Here is a 26,223-nt window from a genome sequence, read left to right as displayed (position 1 = left end):
GCTTCGCTCGCACCTCAGGGATCGAGAGGAGGTCCGCCGATGGAATGCACCCACCAGGGGCCGCCCGATGACACTATGTCGGCGATGTCGCTGCACCGGGCGGTTTCCAGGCGCGCTGTTCAGGGGTGGTTCTCGGTCGCGGTGGTCGGGGTGACCGGGGCGAGCCACATGCCGGTGAGGGCGTCGACGACGATCGAGCACTGGTGCTGCCAGGGCGTGACCGGGCGATCACCGGAATCGGCGGCGCGCTCGATGTCCGCCAGGATGTTCACGATGATGTGGCGCGTCATGTTGTTGCGGATCTCGAGAACGGGACCGGGGAACTCCGGCAGCGCACCGTACAAGCCCTCGAGGATCGCCAGCAGCGGTTTCGACTCGCCCATCTTCTCGTACAGCAGGATGGTGGTGGCCGGATCGCTGGAGACATTCGCGAAGAACCGGGCGAAGTACGTCGGGGCGCCGAGCCCGCCGACATACTCGATCTCCGGGCACACCAGACACCGGATCCAGTCGCGGACCTCCGGGTCCGGTCCGATCGCGTCGAGCGCCTTCTGACGCATTCGATCGATGGTGGCGTTGTGTCTGTCGAGGGTGGCCCGGATCAGGTCGTCCTTGGAACCGAAGTGATGGCCGACCGCATAGTTGTTGCCCTGACCGGCGGCTTTGCTGATCTGCCTGCTGGAGACCGCAGACACGCCGTGCAGCGCGATCAGCTCCTCAGCCGCGCTGATCAGCGCCTGGCGGGTACGGGCAGACTGCTCCGTCTTCCCATCGGTCATGGGTAGATGATGCCCTACCGTCGTAGGCTTGCGGCGCCGGGATTGTGACCTGTTATCCGGGTCCCGACGCGCGCGCCGACCTCCGCGGACGGACCGGTTTGCGTCGGTCAGGCCACCCGGCCCTAAGGTGGATCGACTGTACTCAAGTGAATCCGGTCCACGCCCTCACGCGGCGGGCCGTCCACGACCTGTGTGAGGGGACCTGATGGCGATCACGCCCACGGCCACGACGAGTCTGCGAGAGCTGACGCTCCGAGGGGTCATCCTCGGCGGAGTCATCACCCTCGTCTTCACGGCGGCCAATGTCTATCTCGGTCTCAAGGTCGGGCTCACGTTCGCCACCGCCATCCCGGCGGCGGTGATCTCGATGAGCATCCTGCGGTACTTCGCCAACCACTCGGTGGTGGAGAACAACATCGTCCAGACGATCGCGTCGGCTGCCGGCACGCTGTCGGCGATCATCTTCGTGATCCCCGGTCTGGTGATCATCGGGTGGTGGACGGGATTCCCGTACTGGATCACGGTCGCCGTCTGTGCGATCGGCGGCATCCTCGGCGTGATGTATTCGATCCCGCTGCGCCGGGCGCTGGTCACCGGATCCGATTTGCCCTATCCGGAAGGTGTTGCGGCGGCTGAGGTCCTGAAGGTCGGCGACTCGGCCGGCGGTGCCGCGGAGAACAAGGCCGGTCTGCGCACGATCGTCATCGGTTCGATCGCGTCGGCGGGTTTCGCTCTGCTGACGAAGCTGAAGGTCTTGAGCGACTCGATCGCGACGACGATCAAGGTCGGCGCGGGCGGCACGCTGTTCAGTGCCGGACTCTCGATGTCGCTCATCGGCATCGGGCACCTCGTCGGCGTCACCGTCGGTGTCGCGATGCTCGTCGGTCTGGTGATCTCCTACGGCGTCCTGCTGCCCATCGAGAGCCAGAACCAGGGTGAGGCAGGAGAGTCGCTCAGCGATGTCGTCTCCTCGGTGTTCGCCAACGACGTCCGGCTGATCGGCGCCGGCGCGATCGCCATCGCTGCGATCTGGACTCTCATCAAGGTGATGGGACCCATCGCAAGCGGGATCAAGGGCTCATTGGCATCGTCGCGGTCCCGCCGCGAGGGGGTGACCGTAGACATCACCGAGCGCGACATCCCGTTCAACATCGTCGGCGGCAGCATCCTCGTGCTGCTCATCCCGATCGGTCTGCTTCTGTGGGACTTCGTGCACGGCACGGTCCTCGATGGCAGCGCAGCCGGGATCATCGCGGTGAGCGTCGTCTTCGTCTTCGTCATCGGCCTGGCGGTGGCGGCGGTCTGCGGCTACATGGCCGGTCTCATCGGCTCGTCGAACTCCCCGATCTCCGGCGTCGGCATCCTGGTGGTCCTCATCGCCGCTCTCCTCATCAAGGCGACCTTCGGTGGTGCCGACTCCGCCCAAACCGACGCCCTGATCGCCTACACGTTGTTCACGGCCGCGGTGGTCTTCGGCGTCGCGACGATCTCCAATGACAACCTGCAGGACCTCAAGACCGGTCAGCTGGTCGGCGCGACACCGTGGAAGCAGCAGGTGGCGTTGGTGATCGGTGTGCTCTTCGGTTCGGCGATCATCCCGCCGATCCTCGGACTGATGTACGACGTCTTCGGTTTCGTGGGTGCTCCCGGCGCCGGCCCCGACGCTCTGGCCGCACCGCAGGCGGGCCTGCTGTCCACCCTCGCCAAGGGTGTGCTCGGCGCCGATCTGAACTGGGCCCTCATCGGACTCGGAGCCCTCATCGGCGCGATCGTCATCCTCATCGACGAACTGCTGGGTCGTGCGGGCAAGTTCCGGCTGCCGCCGCTCGCGGTCGGCATGGGCATGTACCTGCCGATGTCGGTCACCCTGATCATCCCGGTGGGCGCCTTCCTCGGTCACTTCTACAACCGCTGGGCCGAGCGCAGCGGCGGCGCAGTCGAACACAAGAAGCGCATGGGAGTGCTGCTCGCGACCGGCCTGATCGTCGGTGAGGCACTGTTCGGCGTGGTCTTCGCGGGCATCGTCGCCGCGACCGGCGACGACTCCGTGCTGGCCATCGTCGGCGACGGCTTCGAGACCTGGGCGCAGATCCTCGGCGTCATCGTGTTCGCCGGCGTCGTCGCCCTGCTCTACGACCGCATCGCCAAGCTGGCCGCCGCCAGCGGTGTGGTGCCGGAGAAGGCGGCTGCTTTCGACGCCGGTGACACCACCAAGACCGACCCCAAGGGCTGAGACCGAGAGGTCAGTCTCGGCGGATCAGACTGCCGCCGAGACGCATTCGGCGATGGCGGTGTCGAGGATGTCGAGACCGGTGCGGATCTCCTCGTCGGAGGCGGTCAGCGGGGGTGCGATGCGGAAGATCCCGCCCATGCCCGGTAGCTGGACGACGTTCATGTGGAGTCCGAGCTCGAAACACCGTGCGGTCACGGCAGACCCGAGCCGGTCGGCGCCCTGCTTGGTCGCACGGTCGGTGACGAGTTCGATGCCCTGCATGAGTCCGCGGCCGCGTACGTCGCCCACGCATTCGTGGCGCTCCTGTAGTTCGAGCAGTCCGGCGCGTAGGGCCGAACCTGCTTGTGCTGCACGGGTGTCGAGGCCGTCGCGCTGCAGGACGTCGAGCACGGTCACGCCGACGGCCGCCACCAGCGGGTCGGACACGTGGGTGGTGAAGAAGAGGTAGCCCCGGTCGTGGGCTGCCTGCTCGATCTCGGCGGTGGTGATGACCGCGGCGAGCGGGAGCCCCGCACCGAGCGTCTTCGACAGGGTGAGGATGTCGGGCACGATGCCGTCGCGCTCGAAGGCGTACCAGGAACCGGTGCGGCACAGTCCGGTCTGCGCCTCGTCGACGATGAGCAGCATCCCGCGCTCCTCGCACTTGCGTTTGAGTGCGGCGAAATAACCGGCCGGTGGGTCGATCACACCGCCCGAGGAGAGGATCGGTTCGACGATGCACGCCGCCAACGATCCGGTCGACTGGGCGTCGATGAGTTCGAAACCGAAGTCGAGCTGGCGCTGCCAGTCGAGAGCGCCGTCGGGGTTGGTGAAGTCGGGGCGGTAGGGGTTGGGCGTCGGCAACGCGAAATTGCCGGGCGCGACCGGACCGTACCCGTGCGGCCGGCGCTGTAGGTCGACGCCGCCGCGGCATGCGTCATGCCGTGCCACGACCGCGCGAAGGACACGATCTCGTGCTTGCCGGTGACGAGCTTGGCCATGCGGATCGCGGCCTCGTTGGACTCCGCGCCGGTGCTCAGCAGCAGCACCTTGTCGAGAGCGTCGGGCAGCGTGTCCGACAGCCGGGCCGACAGTTCCAGTACCGGAGGCGAGATCATCCCGCTGAACAGGTGATCGAGTTCGCCGATCTGCCGGGTGACGGTCGCGACGATGTCCGGATGCGAATGCCCGAGGATCGCCGACATCTGTCCCGAGGTGAAGTCGAGAACGGGTCGATCGTCCGCGGTGTGGACCCAGCTGCCCGATGCCCGGACGATCAGCTCCGGCGAGAACTGGCCGCCGTAGCGGACGAGATTGCGGGTGTCGACGCCTGCGGCGCCGGTGATGCTGTCGGGCTGCGTGGTCATGACAGACACCGTACGAGCGACGACCACTCCGCGCGCATCCAGACCGGGGCCCAGGTGACCTCGGACACCACGGCGGCACGACGCCGAATATCGTGTGCTGTGCAGTCGGTTTCCTCCGAAGAACCAGGGAGACACCATGGCAGTCGAGCAACCGTTGAGCGCGGCGATCGAGGACTACCTCGCGGGCGCCGACCATTATCTGGCACTGGTCGCCGAGGTGAGCCCGCAGCAGTGGGACCAGCCGGGACTGGGGGACTGGTCGGTCCGTTCACTGGTCGGACACACGAGCCGCTCGTTGACGACGGTCGCCGACTATCTCGCCCAACTCGAGCCGGACGTCGTCGACATCGATTCGGTGGCAGGCTATTACGCCCGAATCCAGGGGCTGGCGTCCTCGCCGGAGGTGACCGCGCGCGGCGTCGCCGCCGGCGTCGACCTCGGCGAAGACCCGCTCCGAAGGGCGACCGAACGCCGGGACCGCGCGGCCGAGGCGATCAGCGGTATCGCCGACCGGCGGGTCGCCACCCCGTGGGGCTCGATCCTGTTGTCCCACTATCTGCCGACGAGAACCTTCGAACTGGCCGTCCACGGACTCGACATCGCCCGCGCCATCGGATCGTCGTCGACGCTGCCGCGGACGGTGCTCGCCTCGGCCCTGGCCACGGCGGTGGAGGCGGCCGAGCTGACCGGCCAGGGCGAGCAGGCGTTGCTGATCCTCACCGGACGCGAGCAGGGTCCGATCTCGGTGGTGTGACCTCAGCCGGGAACCCGGCTGTGGGCGAACTCGGCGACGATCGCGGCGTTGAACGCCGGGAGGTCGTCGGGCTTGCGGCTGGTGATCAGCACGTTGTCGCCGCTTCGACAGGTCACGACCTCTTCGTCGATCCAGTTGCCGCCGGCGTTGATGACGTCGGTCTTGATGCTGGGGAACGAGGTGAGGGTGCGGCCGCGTACGACGTCGGCCTCGATGAGGGTCCACGGTGCGTGGCAGATCGCGGCGACCGGTTTACCGGCCTCGAAGAAGCCACGCACGAAGCGCACGGCCGGCGCCGAGGCGCGCAGGAAGTCGGGGTTGGCGACGCCACCGGGGAGAACCAGGGCGTCGAAGTCGGCGATGCGGGCATCCTCGAGGACCTTGTCGACGGGGAAGGTGTCGGCCTTGTCCAGGTGATCGAAGGCCTGGATGGTGCCGGAATCGGTGGACACCAGAACCGGCTTCCCGCCGCAGGCCTCGACAGACTTCCAGGGCTCGGTGAGTTCCACCTGCTCGGCACCCTCGGTGGCCACCAGGAATGCGACGGTGACGTTGTTGAGTTCTTCGGCCATGGTGTCTCCTCCTCGTACGCACCGGCGGACAGGGATGTGCAACGCCGTGCGGGCTGATCGGTTCGACCGCGTCTTGATCGCCGGCACCGGCCTCCCGCCGTGGTGCCTCGATCCGGACATACCCGCCCACGCTCTGCCCCAACCATGTCGCTCGCCGACGCACCGTGTTGAATGGCCTGCGATCACGCGCGCCCGCGGGGGCGGACGAAGTGAAGGGGGAAGCGGTCATGGGTGGTCTCGACGGCGTCGCGACGCTGGTTCACCTGGCCCGAGGCGGGGAGATCGGGGAATCGCACCAAACCCCGCACACCGTGCTCGTGACCGCGCCGCACCGGCAGGTGCGGCGGTACGGCACGGTCGAACAACTCGACTCCGCCCGGCGGGCCTCGACGCGGCCGGTGCTGCTCGTCCCGCCGCTGGCGGTGTCGACCGACTGCTACGACCTCTCCCCGGGACTGAGCGTCGTCGAACACCTGCTCTCCACCGGACGGGTGCCGTACGTGCTCGACTTCGGGGACATGACCCGCGGCGACCGCCACCTCGGGTTCGCCGACTTCTTCGCCGACATCGTGCCCGGCGCGATCGCCGCGACCCTGGCGGACTTCGATGGCGGCCGGTCGACCGGCGAGGGCGTCGACCTGCTCAGCTGGAGTCTCGGCGGCACCATCTCGTTCCTCACCGCCGCCGCGGACCCTGGTCTGCCGGTGCGGTCGATCACAGCGGTCGGAACCCCCCTGGACTACGACCAGGTCCCGCCGTACCCGCTGGTGAAGACCCTGATGCGGCCCATCGGGACCAAACCGGTGTCGCTCGCGCTGCGAGCCCTGGGTGGCATCCCGGCCCCGCTCGTGCGGACCGCCTACCGCGGCACCGCCTGGCAGCGGGAACTCAAGAAGCCCGGCTACATCATCCGCAACGCCGACGACACCGAGGCGCTGACTCGGATGAAGGCCATCGACCGTTTCCAGGAGACGATGCCCGGATATCCGGGCAAGGCGTCCGAGCAGATGTGGGAAAACTTCATCATGCGCGGCGAGCTGGCACGCGGCGTCCTCACCTTCGACGACGTCACCGTCGACCTCGCGAAGGTCTCGGTGCCGGTGCAACTGTTCGGCAGCCACCGCGACGCCATCGTCAGCTGGGCGGCGGCCCACCACGGCGTCGATCTGTTCACCGGGTCACCTCGCGTCGAGTTCGCGACCGTCGAGACCAGCCATCTCGGACTCATCGCCGGGTCGGCGGCCGTCGAGCAGACGTGGCCGCGGATCGACGAATTCCTGTCGAGTCTGAACTAGGGTGCGACGCTGAGCCAGTCGGCGAAGCCCGACGGGTCGTGGCGGCCGAGCGCACCGTGCTCGAACAGGCCCCAGCCCGTGCGGGTGGTGCCGTCGCCTTCCCGGCAGGTCGCCCGTCCCACGTGGTCGATGACGCCGAACGGCATGCGCCCCACGATCTCCGGGCTGGTCATGTCGTAGGTGAGCCGCTCGGTGAAGTCCTCACCTCGCCAGACACCGTGGAGCCAGTCGGGATCGCCACCGTAACCGCCCCCGACGTGGATCGGGACGGGGAGAAGTGACTCCACCTCGAACGTCACCGCCGATCCGTCCGATGCGGTGGCGGAAATGGTTGCACCGGTGGGAATCCGGGTCCCTGAGGCGTAGTGCACCGAGATTCGCGGCCAGCCGAGTTGTTCGACGCGGCCGTCCTTCCACACGCGGGAGCAGTCGTTGAGGGTGCGGAATCCGTTGGGCTCCTCCTGGACGATGAGGACGAGCTGGAAGTCGTCGAAGGCCATCGGCACGTACAGCCACCACATGCCTTCGAAGGGCGGATCTGCCGGTCGCCCTGCGGGTTCCGGCTCGCCTACCGGCCGGATTCCCCAGGATCGGTCGCGGGTCCCGATCCATGTGGACGGGTCGACCGCGATGTGTTCGCCGTCGACGGTGATGGACCCGCGCCAGGTGCCCACCTGGGCGAAGCGCTGTGCATCGAGGGTGACCTTGGTGCCCTGCCGCATGATGTGGGGCTGCTCGAGGACTGGGTCGAACAGGCCTTCCCAGTGCAGGTCGACGGCGATACCCTCGGTCTCCTCGAGAGTGAGATGCAGTGAGCGCAAGGGCTCGTCGACGGCGAGCCGGTAACCGCCGACATGCTGGTCGAGGCGATCACCGTCGATGGCATCGGACAGGTGCACCGCGGTCTGGGTGTCCGGACCGTCGTCCTGGCGACGCCGGATCAGGACGAAGGCATCCTTGATCCCGAGGTTGGGGTAGTAACCGATCCCGGTTATCAAGAAGATGCTGCCGCTGCGATCGTGGGCGTTGAGATAGGCGCGGTCGTAGAAGTTGCGATCGGAGTTCGCGGGCCACGCGATCGGTTGTGGCAGTTGATGAATCGGGAACTCGTCGAGCGGTCCGAGACCGGACATGCGATCAGCCTTCCTCGAGGAGACGTTCGAGCAGTGGACGGTGGTAGAAGAGCGTGCCGTCGACGTCGTCGGGCCGCTCGAGTTCGCCGAAGTGCACGCGTCGGGCGCCGGTACGCATGAAGACGCAGCACCACTGCACGGCGGCGTAGACATAGAACCAGCGCAGGTCGCCCAGCTCGGCGCCGGAACGTTCCCGATAGGTTGCGCGGACGTCCTCCTCGCGGAGGAGGTCGGGTAGGCCGGGAAGTCCGGCCATCGTCGCGAGCTCCTGGAACACGCTGTGCGCGAATATCACCCATGCCGCATCGAGCTCGCGTGGGCCGATCTTCGCCATCTCCCAGTCGAGCACGGCGGTCGGTTCGAAGTCGACGAACATCATGTTGCCCAGCCGGGAGTCGCCCCACGACAGCACGGGGTCGGCGGAGGCGGCGTCGTCGGGGAAGTTCGTGGTGAGCCACTCCAGAGCCCGTTCGACGAGGGGTGACCTACCGATGTCCTCGACCGACAGGTCGTACCAGTCCTGCAGCCAGGCGAGCAGTCGCGCCAGGATCGAGTCCCCCGCGGGCAGGTCGTCGAGCAGGAAATCGAAGTGCTCCGCCGCGTCGGGGATGGCGTGCAGGTCGGCGATGACGTGGACCGCGGAGTCCTGCGCACGACGACGATCGGCCGGGTCCGCGTCGGCAAACCAGTTGTCGCCGAACGTGTACGGCATGACATCGGGCGGCACGTCACCCTCCAGACGGTCCATGAGGAAGAACGGCGCACCGAGTAGCGATCCCGTCGGCTCGAGGTGATGCACGCGCGGGACCGGGACGTCGGTCAGTGCGGCGACCTTGCGCATGACCTCGAACTGATGGTCCATCCGGTAGGTGCGGAACACCGGGATGTCACCGGCCGCGGGCGCCATCCGCATCACCCACTCGCGGGTGTCGGAGCCCGGCCAGGTCGCGGTGACCGGGATGGTCTCCGACGACATGCCGTTGGCGTCGCCACCGGCCGCGACCGTCACCTCCGGAGTGGCGTCGGGGGTGTCGGGTTGTCGGGCGAGCCAAGACGCGAGGATGTCCGGGACCGAGGTGTTGTCCCTGCTGGATCGTTGTAGGTGGTCGATGCGTTCGACGGCGGGTTCGGTGGCCACGGGCACCCCCAAGATTCGCTACGGTGAGTAGCGTAATGACAGCAGACGGGTCGCGGGACCGCAGCGACTTCGGCAAAACAGCGACTGCGACGAGAGTTGGGCCCATGGACGCTGGACGTGATGGTGCTGGTCTCGCTGCTGCCGGCCTTGATCGAGCGGAATCCGTCGAGGCGGCAGCCGGCCGGCCCCGTGATGCGCGGATCGACTCCGCGGTGCTCGACACCGCGGCCCGACTCGTCGTCGAGGTGGGCTACCACCGCCTGACGATGGCCGCGATCGCCGAGCGGGCGGGTACCACCAAGACGGCGCTGTACCGGCGATGGTCGGGTAAGGCCGAGCTCGTACACGACGTGGTGTTCGCGCAGATGACGCGCTTACCTCCGTCGACCGGAGAGATGGAGGCCGATCTGCGGTCGATGGTCGACGCCGCCCGGGACCTGTTCGCGAGACCGGTGACCCGGGTCGCGCTGCCCGGCCTGATCGCCGACATGTCCGCCGACCCGGCCCTCGCCGCCCGTGTCCACGCCGGCTTCGCCGCGGTCTTCGGCGGTGTGCGCGAGAGGTTGGTGGTCGCGGTCGAACGCGGCGAGGTGCACCCCGACGTCGACCCCGACCGTCTGATCGAGGTGGTCGGCGGATCGGCGATGTTGCACGTGCTTCTGCTGCGGGACCAGGAATTCGACGACACCTGGGCAGAGCGATTGGTGGCCATCGTCCTTCACGGTGTGATGCGCTGACCCTTCCGATCGCCGGTGACGTGGCGAATCGTCCGTCGTCGGCACATACACTCACAGAATGGCTACCCCAGACTCCGCCGGCCCCCGCACCACAGACGAGATCGTCGAGAAGATCCTGTCCACCTACGACACCATCACCGTGGTCGGTGCCAGTGCCAACACGGCCAAGCCCGCCAACGAGGTGCCCGCGCACATGAAGCACCTCGGGTGGCGGATCATCCCGGTCAACCCGACCGCCGACGAGATCGTCGGCGAGAAGGTCCACCGATCGCTCGCCGACGTCCCCGAACAGGTCGGCCTCGTCGACGTGTTCCGCCCCGGTCCCGAGTGCGCCGACGTTGCGCGCGCCGCGGTCGAGGCCGGCGCGACGGCGCTGTGGCTGCAGCTCGGAATCCGGTCGGAGGAAGCCCGCAAGATCGCCGAGGACGCCGGACTGCTCTACGTGGAGGACCGCTGCCTGATCATCGAGCAGCGGCGCACGGGCATCGTGCCCGCATGATGAGGGAGTGAGTCGACGGTGGAGTTCCTCGATGATCTGACACATCAACGACTTCCGCTGTTCCTGTTGTTCGCCTCGTTCACGGTGACCTTCGTGGTGACACGGGTGATCACCCGGCTGATCCGCGCCGGCAAGGGACCGTTCAAGAACAACGTGTCCGATGGCCTCCACGTCCACCACATGGTCCCGGGGCTCGCCCTGATGATCGTCGGGGCGTTCATCTCCGTCGGCGTGAACGGCGTCGAACCGGGTGCGTCGATCAGTGCTGTCCTGGTCGGGGTCGGCGCATCGCTGGTGCTCGACGAGTTCGCGCTGATCCTCCGTCTCCAGGACGTGTATTGGTCACGCGAAGGCCAACTCTCGGTGCAGGTCGTCGCCCTGACGGTGGCCGCCCTGGGGATGGTCATCCTCGGCTTCAACCCGTTCAACGTGGAGGCGGACGTCGAGTTCGGCCCCATCGCGTTCGCCCTGACCGCACCGATCAACATCGCCGCCGCCATCTTCTGCGTCGTCAAGGGCAAGTACTCGACCGCGATCGTCGGCGTCTTCATCCCGATCTTCGCGTGGGCCGGTGCCATCCGTCTGGCCCGGCCGAAGTCGACGTGGGCCCGGCGCCGCTACTCGCCGGCCAAGCTGGAGAAGGCTACCGCGCGGGCGCAGAGGTTCGACCATCGTTGGGGCCGTCGCGGATTGAGCATCGGCGACTGGATCGCCGGCGCACCCACCGATGATCCGATCGACCCGGCTGTTCCGGAGAAGCCGACCGAAGAGACCGGGGACGCGCTGGCGAGCTGAGCTCGCCGCGTCAGTCCGGACCGAGGCCGAAGGCCTCGTGGGCGACGTCGACGAACCGTCGCGTCGCGGGAGACGGGTCGCTTCTCCACAGGAAGCCGAGTCGTGCGCGGACGTCGACGCCCTCGATCGGCAGGCCGGTTACCCGATCGTCCGCCGCGGCGATGGATGCACTCAGGATGCCGGTTCCCATGCCGCCGCACACCAATTCGACGATCGCGTCGGGAGACGACGCCTCGATCGCGGGTCGGATGGGACCGCCCTGCGCGACTGCGGCGTCGTCGAAGACGGCCCGGATACCCGCGCCGCGCGGCAGGCAGATGAGAGACCGTTGTCGCAGGTCCGCAAGCCCGGTGGAGGTGCTTCGCTCTACGTCGGCCGGGACCACCGCGACGACGGGTTCGGCGATGACGGTGAGTGATTCGATGCCGCGCGGTAGCTCGTCGCCGTAGCCGGTCAGCGCCACGTCGAGACTGCCGTCGACGACCGAGGAGATCAGTTGATCCGATGGGGATTCCCGCAGGCTCAGAGCGACTTTCGGATGGGCGGAACCGAAGGTGCCCAATGCGGCGAACAGCGGTGCGATGGTGCACCCCTCGACCATTCCCACCGACAGACTCCCGCGGAGCAGGCCGCGAACCTCTGACACCGCATCGGTCACCTCTCGGGCCGCAGCCAGAGCCGCGCGAGCTGCGGGGAGGGCGGCCCGCCCGGCATCGGTGAGCCGGACCGACCGTGCGGAGCGATCGAAGAGCGCTGATCCCAGCTCGCGTTCGAGGCCTCGGATCTGTGCGCTGATGTTGGGTTGCGTGGTGTGCACCCGCTGCGCCGCCGAGGTGAAGCTCTCCTCGTCGGCCACGGCGACGAAGTACTCGAGCTGGCGCATCTCCATAACTGAGGATGATACCCACCATCACAACCATCACTTGGAATTATTCATGCCGGCGACGCATGGTGAAGGAGCCTGGAAAGTCCAGCTGAAAGGAAGTCATGACCAACCGCGAAACCGCCCGCACCCCCGAAGACGTCACCCGACTCTTCGTCGAGTTCTCCAACGCCGGCGATGCCGACGCCGTCGCGTCGCTCTACCATCTACCACGAGGACGCGGTCATGGCCTTCCCGCCGGGGCAGGTCACCCGGGGCAGGGCGGCGATCCGGGACCTCTGGGCCTCGGTCCTCGAACACCGGCCGACCTTCGTCGCCGAACCCCCGCTGCCGACGCTCGTCTTCGGCGACGATGTGGCCTTGACCTCGACCCCGCCGCGCGACGGCGCAGGTGCTCGCGCACAGGTCGTCACCCGACGCTCCGACGGATCCTGGGTGCGCATCATCGATCAGCCGGAGTTCCAGACCCCGGCGCGCTGACGCCGGGCCGCCACGGCCGTTTTTCTGACAGTGGATTCAGCTTCCGTGCTAGCTTCGCTGTGTCGGGGATTACACCGGCACGGCAGTCGATCGGCGCGTGAAGGGATGGGTCTGCGTGGGAGTGCCTGAGGCCGGCGAAGTCGCCGCACGAGTCGCCGAACGACTCGGCACGATGCGAGGCGCCCCGGTGTCGGTCGAATCCGCCAGGCAACTACCCGCGGGCGCGAGTCGCGCGACCTACGCCGCGACCCTCGTCGACGCCGCCGGCGTACCCGAACCGATCATCATCCGCGCCGTTCCGGCCGCGGAGGACGACGGGGGACTGGGCGCGGAAGCCGAGGTCCTGCGGGCCGCCGCCGACGCCGGGGTTCCGGTGCCGGAGATCCTCGACGTCGGCCTGGGCGACGACAGCGTCCTCGGGTTCCCCTACCTGGCAATGAATTTCATCGGTGGAGAGTCGATCCCGCGGCGGATCCTCCGCGACGACACGTATGCCGCCGCACGCGGCCGGTTCGTCGAGCAGTGCGGCGGGATCCTGGCGCGCGTCCACCGCATCGACGCCACGCAGACGCCGGGACTCGACGAACTCGTCGACCCGGTCGAGGCGCTTCACGCGCTGTTCCCGCGTGAGTTCGACGCGATGCCGGCCGGCCTGGTCCTCGCGACCCAGTGGCTCGTGGCCAATCCGCCGCCGTCGTCTCCCGGTTCCTGCGTCGTCCATGGTGATTTCCGGCTCGGTAACCTCCTCGTCGATGCCGATGGTGTTGCCGCGGTGCTCGATTGGGAACTTGTCCACATCGGCGACCCCGTCGAGGATCTCGGCTGGCTGTGCGCGAAGGCCTGGCGTTTCGGCGGCGCCACCCCGGTCGCCGGAATGGGCGAGCGTGCTTCACTTCTCGACGCCTATGCCGAGGTGGCCGGGTGGCGACCCACCGAAGAAGCCCTCCGCTGGTGGGAGTTGTACGCCACGGTGAAGTGGGGTCTGATCTGTGCGGTGCAGGCCAACCGGCACCTCGACGGCATCGAACGGTCCGTCGAACTCGCCGCGATCGGACGACGAAGTGCCGAGCAGGAATTCGACGCTCTGCTCGATCTGGGAGTCGTCTCGCCGGAGGTTGTCCCGGATCCGCTGGGCGTCGAAGCCACTGTCCCCGACGAGGAGCCGCACGGGTCGCCGTCGTCGTTCGAGTTGCTCGATGCCCTCGCCGGCTTCCTGCGCTCCGACTCCGTGACCGCCGAGATGTCACCGCAGGTCAGGTTCCACACCCGGGTCGCCGGCAACGTCGTGGACGTCGTCCGGCGCCAGGTGCTGCTCGGCGCGACCCACGCCGCGGAGAGTGCTCAGCGCCTGGCGGCCCTGGGCGTCGCCGATCAGCGTGCCCTGTGCGACGCGCTGCGGTCCGGCGAACTCGACGGCACCGACGAGAAGGTGCGCGCAGCGATCGCCGCCGACGTCCGGGCGCGGTTGCTGGTCGCCAACCCGAAGTACTTCGCGGTCCCGCATCCGTGACCGCGTGACACCCGATCGAGAAGGATTCACCGTGGACTTCGCACTGCCCGAGTCGCTGAGCGACTACCTGGAAGAACTCGACGCCTTCATCGAGGCGGAGATCAAGCCGCTCGAGCAGGCCGACGACAACATCCGGTTCTTCGACCACCGGCGTGAGGACTCGCGCACGGACTGGGAGCGCGGTGGTCTGCCGAATGCGGAATGGGAGGCGCTGCTCGGCGAGGCGCGTCGGCGGGCCGACGCCGCGGGCCATTTCCGCTACCCGTTCCCCAAGGAGTTCGGTGGCCGCGACGGATCGAACCTCTCCATGGCGATCATCCGCGAGCACCTCGCGTCGAAAGGGCTGGGCCTGCACTGCGATCTGCAGAACGAGCACGCCATCGTCGGCAACAACATCGGACTGCTGCTGATGCTGGCGTACGGCTCCCCCGAACAGCAGGAGGAGTGGGTCGAGGGGCTCGCTGCCGGGACCAAGTTCTTCGCCTTCGGAATCACCGAGCCCGAGCACGGTTCCGACGCGACGTACATGGAGACGACCGCGGTTCGCGACGGCGACGACTGGATCATCAACGGCGAGAAGACCTGGAACACCGGCATCCACGCCGCCCACCGCGACATCGTCTTCGCCCGCACGAGCGGCGAACCCGGTGACGCACGGGGTATCACCGCGTTTCTCGTCGACCCGCAGGCGCCGGGTTTCGCTGTCGAGGAGTACCTGTGGACGTTCAACATGCCCACCGATCACGCGCACATCAGCCTGCGCGATGTGCGGGTGCCGGAGTCTGCGGTGTTCGGTGAGGAGGGCGCCGGTTTGCAGGTGGTGCAGCACTTCTTCAACGAGAACCGGATTCGGCAGGCCGCTTCGAGTCTCGGTGCGGCGCAATACTGCGTGAACCGTGCCGTCGAGTACGCCAACGAGCGGGCGCCGTTCGGCAAGAAGCTCTCGACCAACCAGGCGATCCAGTTCCCGCTCGTCGACCTGCACACGCGCTGCGCGATGGTCCGCGCGCTCATCCGGGAGACGGCCTGGAAGATGGACACCTACGGCAACTTCGCGGCGTCGGCGGAGGTGTCGATGTGCAACTACCAGGCCAACCGGTTGTGCTGCGACGCCGCCGATCAGGCCATGCAGGTGTTCGGCGGCAAGGGTTACTCGCGGCACGAACCGTTCGAGCACATCTACCGTCACCACCGGCGTTACCGCATCACCGAGGGCGCCGACGAGATCCAGATGCGACGCGTCGCCGGATACCTGTTCGGTTTCATGTCGGGCAAGGCGCCCAAGGGAGTGGGCTCGGCCTGAGTAGGCTGAACACCATGCGAGATCGTGTGCGAAGCGTGCCGAATCGGGTGATCCGGTCATGATCGCGGTCATCATCATCGTCGCGACCGTGGTGGTCGCACTGTTCGTCCTGGGCGGGGCGGCGTGGTTCGCCTGGGACTCCGACAAACGGGTGCGCAACTTCGCGCGGTCCACCGACCTCATCCCCGGCCGGCCAGGACGCGCACCGGCGAGTTGGACCACTGACAACAGCCGAGAGGCATTGCTGCATCGGCGTATTCGTTACGCGATCGCCGACGTGCACGCCAATCCGGCCATCCCACTCGACGAGGAACTGGTGTCGGCGCGCGACCGGCTGGACGACGCGGTCTTCGAACTCGACGACCGGCTCATCGCGGCTGCCGAGACCGGTGGCGACGAGGCCACCGAGGTCCTCGACAGCGCCGAATCGGCGGTCAAGGCGCTCGAGGCCCTGCCCAAGAAACTGTGGGAGGCGCCCACGTCGGATCAGCTCGCCGACCTGGATCGCGTGACGCGGGTCCTGTCGCGCGGCTGACCCGCAGATCTCGTCAGCCCTCGGTGAGATCCAGCAGCTTTCGCACAGTGCGCAGGTTACGGCCGGTGCCCTGCACACCCAGCCCTCGCGCGATCGCAGGAGCGGTGAGTTTCGACCGGCCGGCGCCCTCGGCGTAGCGGATGTGGAGATCGGAGCCGATCACCCGTTTGATGTCACCGCCGAAGTCCTTCCCCTCGAAGGCGGCAGCCTTGTCGGCATCGGGTTCGGCGACGAGGAAGTAGACGTAGGAGTACTTGTCGTCGACAACCTCGAAGGGGTGCGCGTCGAGCGCTGCCCGCACTTCGGCGGGTGTGCGACTGACGACCTCGCGGAAGAACCCGTAGCGCTTCTCGATCTCGTGCCCGAGTGCACGGTCGAACTCGGCGGGATCACCCGGTGGTGAGCAGAGAAGATTGCCGGACGCGATGTAGGTCGAGACATCGGTGGCTCCGAGTTCGGTTGCGATCTCCCGTAGTTCGGCCATCGGCAGCTTGGCGCCGCCGACGTTGACCGCTCGGATGAGGACGATGCGCGTCGTCGATGATTCGCTCACCGGTTCATGATGGCAGCGGCCTCACAACTTGGACAGGTCGGTGCGCGCCAGCATCACGTTGTAGTCGTCCCAGCGCGACACCACGAAGTACAGATTCTTTCCGCTCGAACGTGGGTGGATGTACGGCGTGTACAGGCCGCTCGACTGCTTGTTGGAGACGAGCACGCGCTCGCCGCTCCACGGGCCGACCGGGGTGGGGGACGTGCGCATCATGACGGTGCCGGCACGTTCGGTGAGCATGACGAACTTCTTGAGGTAGTTGTTGTAGGCCACCGACATCTCGCTGACCGGCCGCCCGACGATCGGCGCGGCGTCGGCCGGGTTCGGCGACCATGCGTTGCCGCCCCGGAAGTATTGGTAGCGGCTCAGATTCAGGATGTCCGCGGGTCGGAAGCGAGCGACGAACGCCGAGCCGTGCCGGCCGTTGGGCGTGCCGTACTGGTAGATGTAGTCGCCGCTGCGCAGGAAGGCGCCCATCTGGAATCGGCTGTGGCCCTGCGCGATCTGCGGTACGCCGGGCACGGTCAGTTCGAGGTTCGCACGGATGGTGTTGTTGTCGACGGTCCAGGTCTGACCGTTGTTGCGTGACACCGCGATCGCCGAGTAGTTGGTGGCCCATCGTCCCGGACCCAGCCACTTGTGGATCGACATGAAGCTCAGGAACTGGGTGCCGTTGATCGAGATGCCGCCGGTCGGGATGCGTCCGACCTCGGTGTTGCGGACGCCTATTGCGTTGAACATCGGCTGCGAATAGGTGGGATGCGCGGGCGTCACCGATGCGCCGGAGCGGACCGACCCGGGTATGGCGGTCGGGAAGCGGATGGCCTTGTCGAGATTCGAGTTCGCGTCGCTGCGGAGCATCGTGTTGTGTCGCCACACCATCTGACCGGCGCATTTACCCCAGGTGTCGCCGAAGGCCATGAGGACCTGACCCGAACCGTTGTCCCACGGCACCCCGACGTCGGTGGCGGTGATCCCGAAGCGGGCGTCGGTGCGTTCAGGGCTCCGCGGTCCGGTGACCCACGAGACGGCGGTGGTCGCGCCCTTGAGCTTGGGCAGCGGCCCCTGCGGCTTCTTGCCGTCGGCGCGGTAACTACCGAAGTCGATGCTGCCCCAGCCGAGGTCGCTGGACCCGGAGCTGCCCGTGCTGCCGACGTCGCCACCGGTGATGCCGGTGACGTTGCAGACCGCCGCGGCGGCGGGGGAGGCCGCCGCGGAGAGGAGGCCCGCGACCAGGCCGACGGTCACGCCACCGACCACGAGGGCGTGCGAGAACGGGCGCAGGCGTACACGGCTGCGTCGGGACATGGGGACCCCCTGTGGCTACGGCTGATGCCAGTGTTGCAGAAGTGGCAGGTCCGAGTGGTGGAGGTGGCCAAAGCTTGACCGGGGCGTGATCCGGGAGCCGCTTAGTGGCGCGTCGCGACCGCGAAGGCGCGCCGGAACGGCATGAGCGTGCCCCAGTCGTGGCGAGGGTAGGCCTCGGCGAGCCGACGCTTGAGCTCGGGGACGAACTCCTCGCGCAGATGGGTGGGCAAGGCCTGCAGGTACGACCGGGCGCCGGTGCTGAAGATCCAGTCGAACACCGGATCGTTGCCGCCAAGGACATGCAGGTAGGTGGTCTCCCACGCGTTCACCCGGAAACCGCGATCGACGAAGAACCGCAGGTAGTCCTCGGCGTCGAGGCGTGGGAGCGGCTTGACCTCGCTCAGCGATTCGGCGAACGGTTCGGTCGTGGCGAGATCGGCCAGCGCGGTGCGGAACGGGGCGTCGTGCCCGTTGGGGACCTGGATCGCGAAGGCGCCGCCGTCGGAGAGGTGGCCCAGCAGACGGTCGATGACCTCGAGCTGGTCGGGGACCCACTGGAACATCGCGTTCGAGATCATCAGGTCGAACGTGCGGTGCGGTGTCCAGTCGACCACGTCGGCGACGTCGAAGTTGGCGCGTGGATCGAAGTTGTCGCTGATGGCACGGTCGATCATGGCCGCGGACTCGTCGATGCCGAGGATCTCGGCGCTCGGCCACTGGGCGCGCAGATGTTTGGTGAGATGACCCGGGCCGCATCCGAGATCGACGATCGTCGTGGGATTGGTGGGGATCTGCGCGATCAGGTCGAGGAAGGGTCTCGACCGGTCGTCGGCGAATTGCAGATAGCGTGCTGGATCCCAGACAGCCATGTGTCCACACTAGGGGTCCGGCGGGGGTGGTGTCACGGAGCGAGAGCTTCGGCCGGCGTGGTTCTGCGACAGGATCGGTCTGGGGAGTCGTCGTGGCGCTGCCGTAGGCTTCCCTGCGTGACAGATCCCGCGAACCCTTCTTCCGAGAACCCGACCAGCACCGATGGTGCGGCTGTCGTGGAGATATCCACCGATGGCGCATGCCTGGGCAACCCCGGGCCCGGCGGGTGGGGTGCGGTTCTGCGGTACAAGGGCACCGAGAAGCGGATCTCCGGGTCGGAACCCGAATCCACGAACAACAAGATGGAACTCACCGCTGCCATCGAGGGTCTCGCCGCGCTGACCAGGCCGTCGAAGGTGATCATCTACACCGACTCCACCTATGTGCGGAACGGCATCATGAAGTGGGTCGCCGGCTGGCAGGCGAACGGCTGGAAGACCAAGGACAAGAAGCCGGTGAAGAACGCCGACCTGTGGCGCCGCCTCATCGAGGAGGAGAAGCGTCACGAGGTCGAGTGGCGCTGGGTGAAGGGTCACGCCGGTGACCACTTCAACGAGATCGCCGACGAACTCGCGACCACCGCGGCCCGGGCGGTCACCCGGTGAGCAGCCTGCCCGTCGCCGTCGAGCCCAACCGGGACGAGCACCTCGTCGCCGCAGTCGAGGGCGCCGGCGGCACGATCGTCGGGCTCGACGAGGCGCGGGTACTGGTCTGGATCGGCCCGCCCGCCGAGTTCCCCGAGCTGCCGGATGCCGTCGAGTGGGTGGCCCTCAAGACGGCGGGTATCGAGGACTTCCTGGATGCCGGCCTCCTCGACAACCGCCGTGTCTGGACCAACGCGGCCGGTTTCTACGCCGAGAACGTGGCCGAGCACGCGCTCGCGCTGCTTCTCGCCGGTCTCCGCCAGATCAACACCGCGGTCACGCGGCACTGGGACAAGGAGCGGATCGACACCTCGGTGCGGTCGCTGCACGGTTCGACGGTCGCCATCATCGGCGCCGGCGGCATCGGCGCGTCGCTGGGCCCGCGGTTGAAGGCGTGCGGAGCGCGTGTCGTCGCGGTGAACCGTTCGGGCCGCGATGTGCCCGGCGCCGACGAGGTGCGACGCTCCAGCGAACTGGACTCGGTGTGGTCCTCGGTCGATCATGTGGTGCTCGCCGCGCCGTCGACGGCGAAGACGCGGCACATGATCAACGCCGAAACCCTTGCCGCACTTCCGAGTCACGCGTGGGTCGTGAGCATCGCGCGCGGTCCGCTGGTCGACGAGGAGGCCTTGTACCGAGCGCTGGTCGACGGTGAGATCGCCGGCGCGGCGCTCGACGTGACCGATCCCGAACCGCCGGCCGAGGACCACCCGCTGTGGTCGCTGCCGAACGTCATCATCACTCCTCACGTCGCGAACCCGGCCTCGGGCCTGACACGCGAGATGGCGCCGTGGCTGGCCGAAAACGTGCGCCGATTCGCGGCGGGCGAGGAACTGATCTCGGTGGTCACACCCGGCCGCGACTACTGAGCAAGGCCAGTTTCTAGAACACGTTCTCGTTTCCGGCCCGTTCGTGGCAAGGTCGGGGAGTGATTCTCGACAGATTCCGTATCGATGACCATGTCGCCGTCGTCACCGGTGCCGGTCGCGGCCTGGGTGCGGCCATCGCCGTGGCCTTCGCGCAGGCAGGTGCCGACGTGGTGATCGCGGCGCGCAGCGAGTTCGACCTCGACCAGGTGGCCGGACAGATCGCCGACGCCGGGCGGCGCGCCCACGTCGTCCCGGTCGATCTCAGCAATGCCGACGCCGCCGCCGCGCTCGCCCAGGCGGCGGTGGAGGAGTTCGGGCGGCTGGACACGATCGTCAACAACGTCGGCGGCGCGATGCCCCGGCCGCTCCTCGACACCACTCCCAAGCACCTCGTCGACGCCTTCGACTTCAACGTCGCCAACGCTCACGCGCTCGTCGTGGCCGGCGCCAAGCAGATGCTCGCGACGACCGGTCACGGCTCGATCATCAACATCACCTCGGCCGTCGGCCGGGTGCCCGGTCGCGCGTATGCCGCCTACGGAACCGCGAAAGCCGCTCTGGCGCACTACACCCGGATCGCCGCGATGGACCTGAACCCGAAGATCCGGGTCAACGGCATCGCGCCGGGCGCGATCCTCACCTCGTCGCTGGAGATCGTCGCAGGCAACGACGAGATGCGGACCGCCGTGGAGAGTGCCACCCCGATGCACCGGCTCGGCGAGCCGGAGGACATCGCCGCCGCCGCGCTCTACCTCGCATCGCCGGCGGGCGCGTACGTGACCGGCAAGATCCTCGAGGTCGACGGCGGGATCATCGCCCCCAACCTGGACCTGCCGATCCCGGACCTGTAGGGGTTTCGACGGGGCTCAACCAGCGGGGAGGGCTCAGCCGACAGTCAGGGGCGGATGTTCTGCGCGGCCTGCTCGACGATGGTCGCGATCCGCTTGGTCTTGGTCTCGGGTCTCTTCGCCAGCGCGATCTGAGCCAGCCCCATCTTCCGGGCGCTGGGTGGGAAGGCGTCCCAGCTGGCGCGGGCCGTCGGGTCCGCGTCGAGGGCGGCGGCGAGTTCGGGGGGCTCGATGCCGGCCTCGGCGTCGTCGAAGATGGTCCACAGGCCACGTGCTTTGGCGTCGTCGATGACCGCCTGGCCGGCCGGTTGCATGCGGCCGGACTCGATCAGGTCGGCGACCCGCGCCTTGTTCGACGCCGCCCACGGACTGTTGCGGCCACGCCGCGTGAACCACAGGCCGCGCCGCGCGTCGTCGAAGACACGGCTGTGGCCGTCGATCCAGCCCCAGCAGCGCGCCTCCCGGACCGCTTCGTCGTAGTCGAGCGGCTCGCGTCCGGAGTCTTTGCGCCAGAAGATGAGCCACACACCGGACGAGCTCTGGTGGTTGTCGCGCAACCACTCTCGCCACTCGTCGAGGGTGTCGACGGCGAGCTGTGGCGCACGCGGATCGGCCATGCGTTCACCCTAATCGCGGACCGCCGGTCTCGGTACAGTTGAGAACGTGACCGGCATTCTCGAGTTCGCGAGCAACAACTGGTGGCTGATCTTCCCCATCGGTGGTGTCGTCGGCGGCTGGGCCGGGTCGATCGCGAAGTACAACGAGAAGCGGCGCAAGGACAAGATCGAACTGGCCCGGATCAAGGCCGCCGCCCAGACCGAACAGCTGAAACTGACCACGACGTCCCTCGAGCAACTCCGCAAGACACTCAAACAGCACGATGTGCTCAACGAGAAATGGTTCGCCTACGAGCTCGACCTGGCCACGCTCATCGAGTACCCCCTCATGACCGACATGCGAGAACCACTCACCCTCGCCTTCCATCGCGCGCGGGTCCACGCCGACGACCTGCGCCCGGAACCCCCGCGTGCAGGTGATACCGAGACGACTCTCGCCCCGGTCGACTTCGCCGACTATCGCGAGGCAGTCGGTGACTATGCCGCGGCCTTCGACGCGGCCGAACGCGAGGCACGACGCCGCAAGCAGGCCGGCTTCTCGCCGATCGAACGGGAAGCGCTCGACCGCGCCCGCAAGCTGATCAGCGTCGCCTCCGACTCGGGTGCCACCGCCGCGGAACGCCAGGCCGCGTACAAGAAGGCGCGCGCCGAACTCGACGGGCTCATCGACGTGCCGCCCTTGGCCGCCGAACGCCTCGAGCGCCAGATCGCCGGGGAGCTCGAGCGGGGGCGCGGAGACTGAGCTCGCGGCAGATGTCGCCTTTCGTGTCGCCGGGCGATACGAAAGGCGACACCTGCCCCCTGGTGACTACCCACGGTCTTCGCACCTCGGGGAGCGGGAGGTCAGCCCGCCTCGATCGCCCCGGTGAACTGGCTCTCGTAGAGGCGGCAGTAGGCGCCGCGGGCGGCGAGGAGTTCCTCGTGGTTGCCCTGCTCGACGATGTGGCCGTTCTCCATCACCACGATCACATCCGCGTCGCGGACCGTCGAGAGACGGTGTGCGATAACGAAACTCGTGCGATCGGTGCGCAGGTTGGCCATCGCCTTCTGGATGAGCAGCTCGGTGCGGGTGTCGACGGAACTGGTCGCCTCGTCGAGGATGAGGATCGTGGGCCGGGCGAGGAAGGCCCGGGCGATCGTGATGAGTTGTCGCTCACCGGCACTGACGCCGCCGCCTTCGTCGTCGAGGACCGTGTCGTAACCGTCGGGGAGGGTCCGGACGAAGTGGTCGACGTGGCTCATCCGTGCGGCCTCGAGCACCTCCTCCCGGGAGGCGGAGGGGTCACCGTAGGCGATGTTGTCGTAGATCGTCCCGCCGAACAGCCACGAGTCCTGCAGCACCATGCCGGTGCGCTCGCGCAGGTCGTCGCGGGTCATCTCGGCGGAGTCCACGCCGTCGACGCGGATGGTCCCGGAGTCGACGTCGTAGAACCGCATGATCAGGTTGACCAGGGTGGTCTTGCCGGCGCCGGTCGGGCCGACTATCGCAACCATGTGCCCGGGACGCGCTGTCAGGGTCAGGTTCTCGATGAGTGGCTTGTCCTCGACATAGCGGAACGAGACGTCGTCGAACTCGATGAGGCCGTGGTCGACCGCGGGGGTCTTCGGGTTCGCCGCGTCGGGGGTCTGCTCCTCGGCGTCGAGGATGTCGAAGATGCGCTCGGCCGACGCGACACCACTCTGCATCAGGTTGATCATCGACCCGATCTGGGTGAGCGGCTGTGTGAACTGGCGGGAGTACTGGATGAATGCCTGTACCTCACCGAGGCTCAGCGAACCCGACGCCACGCGCAGACCGCCGACGACGGCGACCGCCACATAGTTGAGATTCCCGAGGAACATGATGGTCGGCATGATGACGCCGGAGATGAACTGTGCACGCCAACTCGACTGGTACAGCTTCTCGTTGCGTTGGTCGAAGGTCGCCTCGATCTCGCGCTGACGACCGAACGCGGTCACCAGTTCGTGGCCGGTGAAGGCCTCCTCGACCTGGGCGTTGAGGGCACCGGTCGACGCCCACTGTGCGGAGAAGTGCGGCTTGGAGCGCTTCGCGATGACGGTGGTCGCGATGATCGCCAGCGGGACGGTCGCCACTGCGATGAGGGCCAGCAGTGGCGAGATCCAGATCATCATCACCAGCAGTGCGATGACCGTCAGCACCGAGTTCACGAACTGGGCGACGGTCTGCTGCATGCTCTGCGACAGGTTGTCGAGGTCGTTGGTGACCCGGCTGAGCAGCTCGCCGCGCGGCATCGTGTCGTAGTAGCGCAGCGGCAGGCGGTGGACCTTCTCCTCGACCTGCGCGCGGAGCTCCCGGATCGTCTCCACCACGATGATGTTCAGCAGGTACGCGGCCAGCCACGCCAGCCCCGACGCCACGACGTACATCACGAGGGTGATCAGCAGGACGCGGCCGACGTCGCCGAAATCGACTCCGACGCCGGGCGTCACGTCCATCGACGAGACCATGTCGGCGAAGGTGTCGTCGCCCCGGTCGCGCAGACCGGCCACCGCCTGGTCCTTCGACAGTCCCGCAGGCAACATCCGGCCGATGACGCCGTTGAAGACCAGGTCGGTTGCGTGACCGAGGACGCGTGGCGCGATGGCCAGCAGGATGACCGAACCGACGATCGAGGTGAGGGTGACCGTCATCAGGCCGCGGTACGAACCGAGCTGGGCGACAACCCGTTTGATCGACGGCCAGAACGAGCGCGGCTTGGACTCGGGGCCGCCGGCGGCCATCGGTCCACCCGGGCGGGTCATGCGCGCTCCTCCATGGCCAGCTGGGATTCGGCGATCTCGGCGTAGGTGGGACACGAGGTCAGCAGGTCGTCGTGTGTGCCGATGCCGACGACGCGGCCCCGGTCGAGGACGACGATCTGCTCGGCGTCGACGATGGTCGAGATACGTTGCGCGACCACGATCACCGACGCGTCGCGGGTAGCCGGACGCAGCGCCGCCCGCAATCTGGCGTCGGTGGTGAGGTCGAGGGCCGAGAACGAGTCGTCGAACAGGTAGATCGCGGGGCGCCGGACCAGTGCACGCGCGATCGCGAGCCGTTGCCGCTGTCCGCCGGAGACGGTGGTGCCGCCCTGGGCGACGCGGGTGTCGAGGCCGTCGGGCATCGCCGAGACGAACTCGTCGGCCTGGGCGATGCGCAGCGCCGCCCAGATCTCGTCGTCGGTGGCGTCGGACTTGCCGTGCAGGATGTTGGACCGGATGGTCCCGGAGAACAGGTACGGCCGCTGCGGGACCAAGCCGATCACCGAACGCAGTTCGTCGGGATCGAGTCGCTTCACGTCGGTGCCGCCGACGCTGACCCTGCCCTCGGTGGCGTCGATGAGGCGGGGCACGAGTCCGAGGAGCGTCGTCTTGCCGGACCCGGTCGAACCGACGATGGCGGTCGTGGTTCCCGGCGTCACGCGGAAGCAGATGCCGCTCAGCACCGGATCGTCGGCGCCGGGATAGCGGAACTCGGCGGCGTCGAACTCGACGGTTCCGGGATGGCCGGCGAATCCGATCGGGTCGCTCGGCGGATGCACCGAGGTCTCGGTGTCGAGGACCTCGGTGATGCGCTCGGCGCACACCGCGGCGCGCGGCGCCATCATGGCCAGGAACGACGCCATCATGACCGACATCAGGATCTGCATCACGTAGCTCATCAACGCGGTGAGCGCGCCGATCTCGACGCTGCCGTCCGACACTGCGTGCCCGCCGAACCAGATGACCGCGACGATCGTGACGTTCGTGATCACCAAGACCAGCGGGAACATCAGCGCCATCAGCTTGCCGACCCGTAGCGTGGCGTCGGCGAGATGGTCGTTGGCGGAGCCGAAACGCTTCCGCTCGTACTCTTCACGGACGAAGGCGCGTACCACGCGGATACCGGTGATCTGTTCGCGCAGAACACGATTCACCGCGTCGATGCGTTCCTGCATCGACCGGAACCCGGGAATCATGCGGGCGATGACGAGACCCATCGACAGCCCGAGAATCGGCACCGCGATCGCGATGACCCACCACAGTGCCGGGGCCTCGCGAATACCCATGATGATCCCGCCGAAGCACATGATGGGAGCCATCACGAGGATCGCGCTGCTCATCACGATCAACATCTGCACCTGCTGGACGTCGTTGGTGGTGCGCGTGATCAACGACGGTGCGCCGAAGGTGCCGACCTCACGGGCCGAGAACGAGTTCACCCGGTGCAGCAGGTCGCCGCGGATGTCGCGGCCCACACCGAGAGCGGCCCGGGCGCCGAAGAACTGCGCGATGATCGTCGCCACGATCTGCACGACGCTCACCAGCAGCATCCAGCCGCCGATGCGCATGATGTAACCGGTGTCGCCGGTCGCCACGCCGTTGTCGATGATGTCGGCGTTGAGGCTCGGCAGGTACAGCATCGCCGCGGTCGCCACGAGCTGCAGCGACACCACCATGACGATGTTGATGCGGTACCGCTGCAGGTACGTACTGATGAGGCGGGTCAACATGGCACGATCACCTGCGCCAGACTAGTTGC

24 protein-coding genes and 2 pseudogenes are annotated in these 26,223 nt (G+C 67.6%); 14 read left to right on the top strand and 12 right to left on the bottom strand.

What is annotated here, in order from left to right:
* Positions 1-119: 119 nt before the first annotated feature.
* Positions 120-779, bottom strand: a complete 660-nt coding sequence (locus GOALK_RS06750; protein ID WP_006358058.1) for a TetR/AcrR family transcriptional regulator — start codon at positions 777-779, stop codon at positions 120-122.
* Positions 780-984: 205 nt separating this feature from the next.
* Here GOALK_RS06750 and GOALK_RS06745 point away from each other — a divergent pair, with 205 nt between their 5' ends.
* Positions 985-3,012 (top strand): OPT family oligopeptide transporter, encoded by a 2,028-nt coding sequence (locus GOALK_RS06745; RefSeq protein WP_006358057.1) that lies wholly within the window; start codon positions 985-987, stop codon positions 3,010-3,012.
* A 24-nt stretch (positions 3,013-3,036) separates the two neighbouring features.
* Here GOALK_RS06745 and GOALK_RS06740 read toward each other — a convergent pair.
* Positions 3,037-4,358 (bottom strand): annotated as a pseudogene (locus GOALK_RS06740) (aspartate aminotransferase family protein).
* A 136-nt stretch (positions 4,359-4,494) separates the two neighbouring features.
* Here GOALK_RS06740 and GOALK_RS06735 point away from each other — a divergent pair.
* Complete coding sequence (locus GOALK_RS06735; RefSeq protein ID WP_006358054.1) at positions 4,495-5,112, top strand: maleylpyruvate isomerase family mycothiol-dependent enzyme; 618 nt, start codon at positions 4,495-4,497, stop codon at positions 5,110-5,112.
* A gap of 2 nt (positions 5,113-5,114) precedes the next feature.
* Here the strand turns inward: GOALK_RS06735 and GOALK_RS06730 are convergent, their stop codons facing one another.
* Complete coding sequence (locus tag GOALK_RS06730) at positions 5,115-5,684, bottom strand: type 1 glutamine amidotransferase domain-containing protein (protein WP_006358053.1); 570 nt, start codon at positions 5,682-5,684, stop codon at positions 5,115-5,117.
* 227 nt (positions 5,685-5,911) lie between these two features.
* Between GOALK_RS06730 and GOALK_RS06725 the strand changes: the two genes are divergently transcribed.
* Positions 5,912-6,979, top strand: coding sequence for a polyhydroxyalkanoate synthase family protein (locus GOALK_RS06725; RefSeq protein ID WP_006358052.1), 1,068 nt, complete (start codon positions 5,912-5,914; stop codon positions 6,977-6,979).
* Here the strand turns inward: GOALK_RS06725 and GOALK_RS06720 are convergent.
* Both GOALK_RS06720 and GOALK_RS06715 read right to left on the bottom strand, forming a co-directional pair.
* Positions 6,976-8,112, bottom strand: a complete 1,137-nt coding sequence (locus GOALK_RS06720) for an Rv3169 family protein (protein ID WP_006358051.1) — start codon at positions 8,110-8,112, stop codon at positions 6,976-6,978. The two genes, GOALK_RS06725 and GOALK_RS06720, sit on opposite strands and share 4 nt — an antisense overlap.
* 4 nt (positions 8,113-8,116) lie before the next feature.
* Positions 8,117-9,250 (bottom strand): phosphotransferase family protein, encoded by a 1,134-nt coding sequence (locus GOALK_RS06715; RefSeq protein WP_006358050.1) that lies wholly within the window; start codon positions 9,248-9,250, stop codon positions 8,117-8,119.
* 104 nt (positions 9,251-9,354) lie between these two features.
* Between GOALK_RS06715 and GOALK_RS06710 the strand changes: the two genes are divergently transcribed.
* From GOALK_RS06710 to GOALK_RS06700, 3 genes are read left to right on the top strand one after another with little or no spacing between them, the layout of a single operon-like run.
* Positions 9,355-9,987: a TetR/AcrR family transcriptional regulator gene (locus GOALK_RS06710; RefSeq protein WP_035753667.1), complete on the top strand. Its 633-nt coding sequence runs from the start codon at positions 9,355-9,357 to the stop codon at positions 9,985-9,987.
* A gap of 58 nt (positions 9,988-10,045) precedes the next feature.
* A complete protein-coding gene (locus GOALK_RS06705) occupies positions 10,046-10,486 on the top strand; it encodes a CoA-binding protein (protein WP_006358048.1) in 441 nt (146 codons plus the stop codon).
* Between the two features lie 18 nt (positions 10,487-10,504).
* Positions 10,505-11,281, top strand: coding sequence for a hypothetical protein (locus GOALK_RS06700; protein WP_006358047.1), 777 nt, complete (start codon positions 10,505-10,507; stop codon positions 11,279-11,281).
* A 10-nt stretch (positions 11,282-11,291) separates the two neighbouring features.
* Here GOALK_RS06700 and GOALK_RS06695 read toward each other — a convergent pair whose 3' ends face one another.
* Entirely contained in the window at positions 11,292-12,170 is an 879-nt protein-coding gene (locus GOALK_RS06695) for a LysR family transcriptional regulator (RefSeq protein WP_006358046.1), read from the bottom strand.
* A gap of 98 nt (positions 12,171-12,268) precedes the next feature.
* Between GOALK_RS06695 and GOALK_RS06690 the strand changes: the two are divergent.
* The 4 genes and pseudogenes from GOALK_RS06690 (at position 12,269) to GOALK_RS06675 (ending at position 15,992) form a co-directional block, all read left to right on the top strand.
* A pseudogene (locus tag GOALK_RS06690) lies at positions 12,269-12,644 on the top strand (YybH family protein).
* A gap of 115 nt (positions 12,645-12,759) precedes the next feature.
* Complete coding sequence (locus GOALK_RS06685; RefSeq protein WP_035753826.1) at positions 12,760-14,154, top strand: phosphotransferase family protein; 1,395 nt, start codon at positions 12,760-12,762, stop codon at positions 14,152-14,154.
* Between the two features lie 31 nt (positions 14,155-14,185).
* Positions 14,186-15,457, top strand: coding sequence for an acyl-CoA dehydrogenase family protein (locus tag GOALK_RS06680; RefSeq protein ID WP_006358043.1), 1,272 nt, complete (start codon positions 14,186-14,188; stop codon positions 15,455-15,457).
* Positions 15,458-15,515: 58 nt separating this feature from the next.
* Positions 15,516-15,992 carry a hypothetical protein gene (locus GOALK_RS06675; protein WP_006358042.1) on the top strand — a complete coding sequence of 159 codons (477 nt, stop codon included), beginning with the start codon at positions 15,516-15,518 and terminating at the stop codon, positions 15,990-15,992.
* A 13-nt stretch (positions 15,993-16,005) separates the two neighbouring features.
* Here GOALK_RS06675 and GOALK_RS06670 read toward each other — a convergent pair whose 3' ends face one another.
* The 3 genes from GOALK_RS06670 to GOALK_RS06660 all read right to left on the bottom strand — a co-directional run bounded on the left by GOALK_RS06670 (position 16,006) and on the right by GOALK_RS06660 (position 18,722).
* Positions 16,006-16,545 (bottom strand): DUF1697 domain-containing protein, encoded by a 540-nt coding sequence (locus GOALK_RS06670; protein WP_006358041.1) that lies wholly within the window; start codon positions 16,543-16,545, stop codon positions 16,006-16,008.
* Positions 16,546-16,566: 21 nt separating this feature from the next.
* Positions 16,567-17,853: a glycoside hydrolase family 183 protein gene (locus GOALK_RS06665; RefSeq protein ID WP_006358040.1), complete on the bottom strand. Its 1,287-nt coding sequence runs from the start codon at positions 17,851-17,853 to the stop codon at positions 16,567-16,569.
* 101 nt (positions 17,854-17,954) lie between these two features.
* Positions 17,955-18,722 carry a methyltransferase domain-containing protein gene (locus tag GOALK_RS06660; protein ID WP_006358039.1) on the bottom strand — a complete coding sequence of 256 codons (768 nt, stop codon included), beginning with the start codon at positions 18,720-18,722 and terminating at the stop codon, positions 17,955-17,957.
* Between the two features lie 117 nt (positions 18,723-18,839).
* On the opposite strand from GOALK_RS06660, the gene rnhA reads away from it, so the two are divergent.
* The 3 genes from rnhA to GOALK_RS06645 are packed head-to-tail and all read left to right on the top strand — an operon-like array spanning position 18,840 to position 21,087.
* Positions 18,840-19,328 carry a ribonuclease HI gene (gene rnhA, locus GOALK_RS06655; protein ID WP_006358038.1) on the top strand — a complete coding sequence of 163 codons (489 nt, stop codon included), beginning with the start codon at positions 18,840-18,842 and terminating at the stop codon, positions 19,326-19,328.
* Positions 19,325-20,236 (top strand): D-isomer specific 2-hydroxyacid dehydrogenase family protein, encoded by a 912-nt coding sequence (locus GOALK_RS06650; RefSeq protein ID WP_006358037.1) that lies wholly within the window; start codon positions 19,325-19,327, stop codon positions 20,234-20,236. The genes rnhA and GOALK_RS06650 overlap by 4 nt, the downstream gene beginning before the upstream one ends.
* 59 nt (positions 20,237-20,295) lie before the next feature.
* Positions 20,296-21,087, top strand: coding sequence for an SDR family oxidoreductase (locus GOALK_RS06645; protein WP_006358036.1), 792 nt, complete (start codon positions 20,296-20,298; stop codon positions 21,085-21,087).
* A 44-nt stretch (positions 21,088-21,131) separates the two neighbouring features.
* Here the strand turns inward: GOALK_RS06645 and GOALK_RS06640 are convergent, their stop codons facing one another.
* On the bottom strand, positions 21,132-21,701 hold the full coding sequence (locus tag GOALK_RS06640) for a YdeI/OmpD-associated family protein (RefSeq protein ID WP_006358035.1): 570 nt from the start codon (positions 21,699-21,701) through the stop codon (positions 21,132-21,134).
* Between the two features lie 46 nt (positions 21,702-21,747).
* Between GOALK_RS06640 and GOALK_RS06635 the strand changes: the two genes are divergently transcribed.
* On the top strand, positions 21,748-22,443 hold the full coding sequence (locus GOALK_RS06635; RefSeq protein ID WP_006358034.1) for a hypothetical protein: 696 nt from the start codon (positions 21,748-21,750) through the stop codon (positions 22,441-22,443).
* A gap of 101 nt (positions 22,444-22,544) precedes the next feature.
* On the opposite strand, the gene GOALK_RS06630 is transcribed toward GOALK_RS06635, so the two are convergent.
* Entirely contained in the window at positions 22,545-24,464 is a 1,920-nt protein-coding gene (locus GOALK_RS06630; protein ID WP_006358033.1) for an ABC transporter ATP-binding protein, read from the bottom strand.
* Positions 24,461-26,194, bottom strand: a complete 1,734-nt coding sequence (locus tag GOALK_RS06625; protein ID WP_006358032.1) for an ABC transporter ATP-binding protein — start codon at positions 26,192-26,194, stop codon at positions 24,461-24,463. The genes GOALK_RS06630 and GOALK_RS06625 overlap by 4 nt, the downstream gene beginning before the upstream one ends.
* Between the last annotated feature and the right edge of the window lie 29 nt (positions 26,195-26,223).

Source organism: Gordonia alkanivorans NBRC 16433, from assembly GCF_000225505.1.
In the GTDB taxonomy this organism is placed as follows: domain Bacteria; phylum Actinomycetota; class Actinomycetes; order Mycobacteriales; family Mycobacteriaceae; genus Gordonia; species Gordonia alkanivorans.
The sequence above is the reverse complement of the archived record's forward strand: the minus strand, read 5'-3'. Positions and strand labels throughout refer to the sequence as shown.

What these genes read in the sequence shown, in the direction of transcription:
- GOALK_RS06750 (WP_006358058.1), bottom strand. Translation starts at nt 779, where the DNA reads ATGACCGATGGGAAGACGGAGCAGTCTGCCCGTACCCGCCAGGCGCTG.
- GOALK_RS06745 (WP_006358057.1), top strand. Translation starts at nt 985, where the DNA reads ATGGCGATCACGCCCACGGCCACGACGAGTCTGCGAGAGCTGACGCTC.
- GOALK_RS06735 (WP_006358054.1), top strand. Translation starts at nt 4,495, where the DNA reads ATGGCAGTCGAGCAACCGTTGAGCGCGGCGATCGAGGACTACCTCGCG.
- GOALK_RS06730 (WP_006358053.1), bottom strand. Translation starts at nt 5,684, where the DNA reads ATGGCCGAAGAACTCAACAACGTCACCGTCGCATTCCTGGTGGCCACC.
- GOALK_RS06725 (WP_006358052.1), top strand. Translation starts at nt 5,912, where the DNA reads ATGGGTGGTCTCGACGGCGTCGCGACGCTGGTTCACCTGGCCCGAGGC.
- GOALK_RS06720 (WP_006358051.1), bottom strand. Translation starts at nt 8,112, where the DNA reads ATGTCCGGTCTCGGACCGCTCGACGAGTTCCCGATTCATCAACTGCCA.
- GOALK_RS06710 (WP_035753667.1), top strand. Translation starts at nt 9,355, where the DNA reads ATGGACGCTGGACGTGATGGTGCTGGTCTCGCTGCTGCCGGCCTTGAT.
- GOALK_RS06705 (WP_006358048.1), top strand. Translation starts at nt 10,046, where the DNA reads ATGGCTACCCCAGACTCCGCCGGCCCCCGCACCACAGACGAGATCGTC.
- GOALK_RS06695 (WP_006358046.1), bottom strand. Translation starts at nt 12,170, where the DNA reads ATGGAGATGCGCCAGCTCGAGTACTTCGTCGCCGTGGCCGACGAGGAG.
- GOALK_RS06675 (WP_006358042.1), top strand. Translation starts at nt 15,516, where the DNA reads ATGATCGCGGTCATCATCATCGTCGCGACCGTGGTGGTCGCACTGTTC.
- GOALK_RS06665 (WP_006358040.1), bottom strand. Translation starts at nt 17,853, where the DNA reads ATGTCCCGACGCAGCCGTGTACGCCTGCGCCCGTTCTCGCACGCCCTC.
- GOALK_RS06660 (WP_006358039.1), bottom strand. Translation starts at nt 18,722, where the DNA reads ATGGCTGTCTGGGATCCAGCACGCTATCTGCAATTCGCCGACGACCGG.
- GOALK_RS06640 (WP_006358035.1), bottom strand. Translation starts at nt 21,701, where the DNA reads ATGGCCGATCCGCGTGCGCCACAGCTCGCCGTCGACACCCTCGACGAG.
- GOALK_RS06630 (WP_006358033.1), bottom strand. Translation starts at nt 24,464, where the DNA reads ATGACCCGCCCGGGTGGACCGATGGCCGCCGGCGGCCCCGAGTCCAAG.
- GOALK_RS06625 (WP_006358032.1), bottom strand. Translation starts at nt 26,194, where the DNA reads ATGTTGACCCGCCTCATCAGTACGTACCTGCAGCGGTACCGCATCAAC.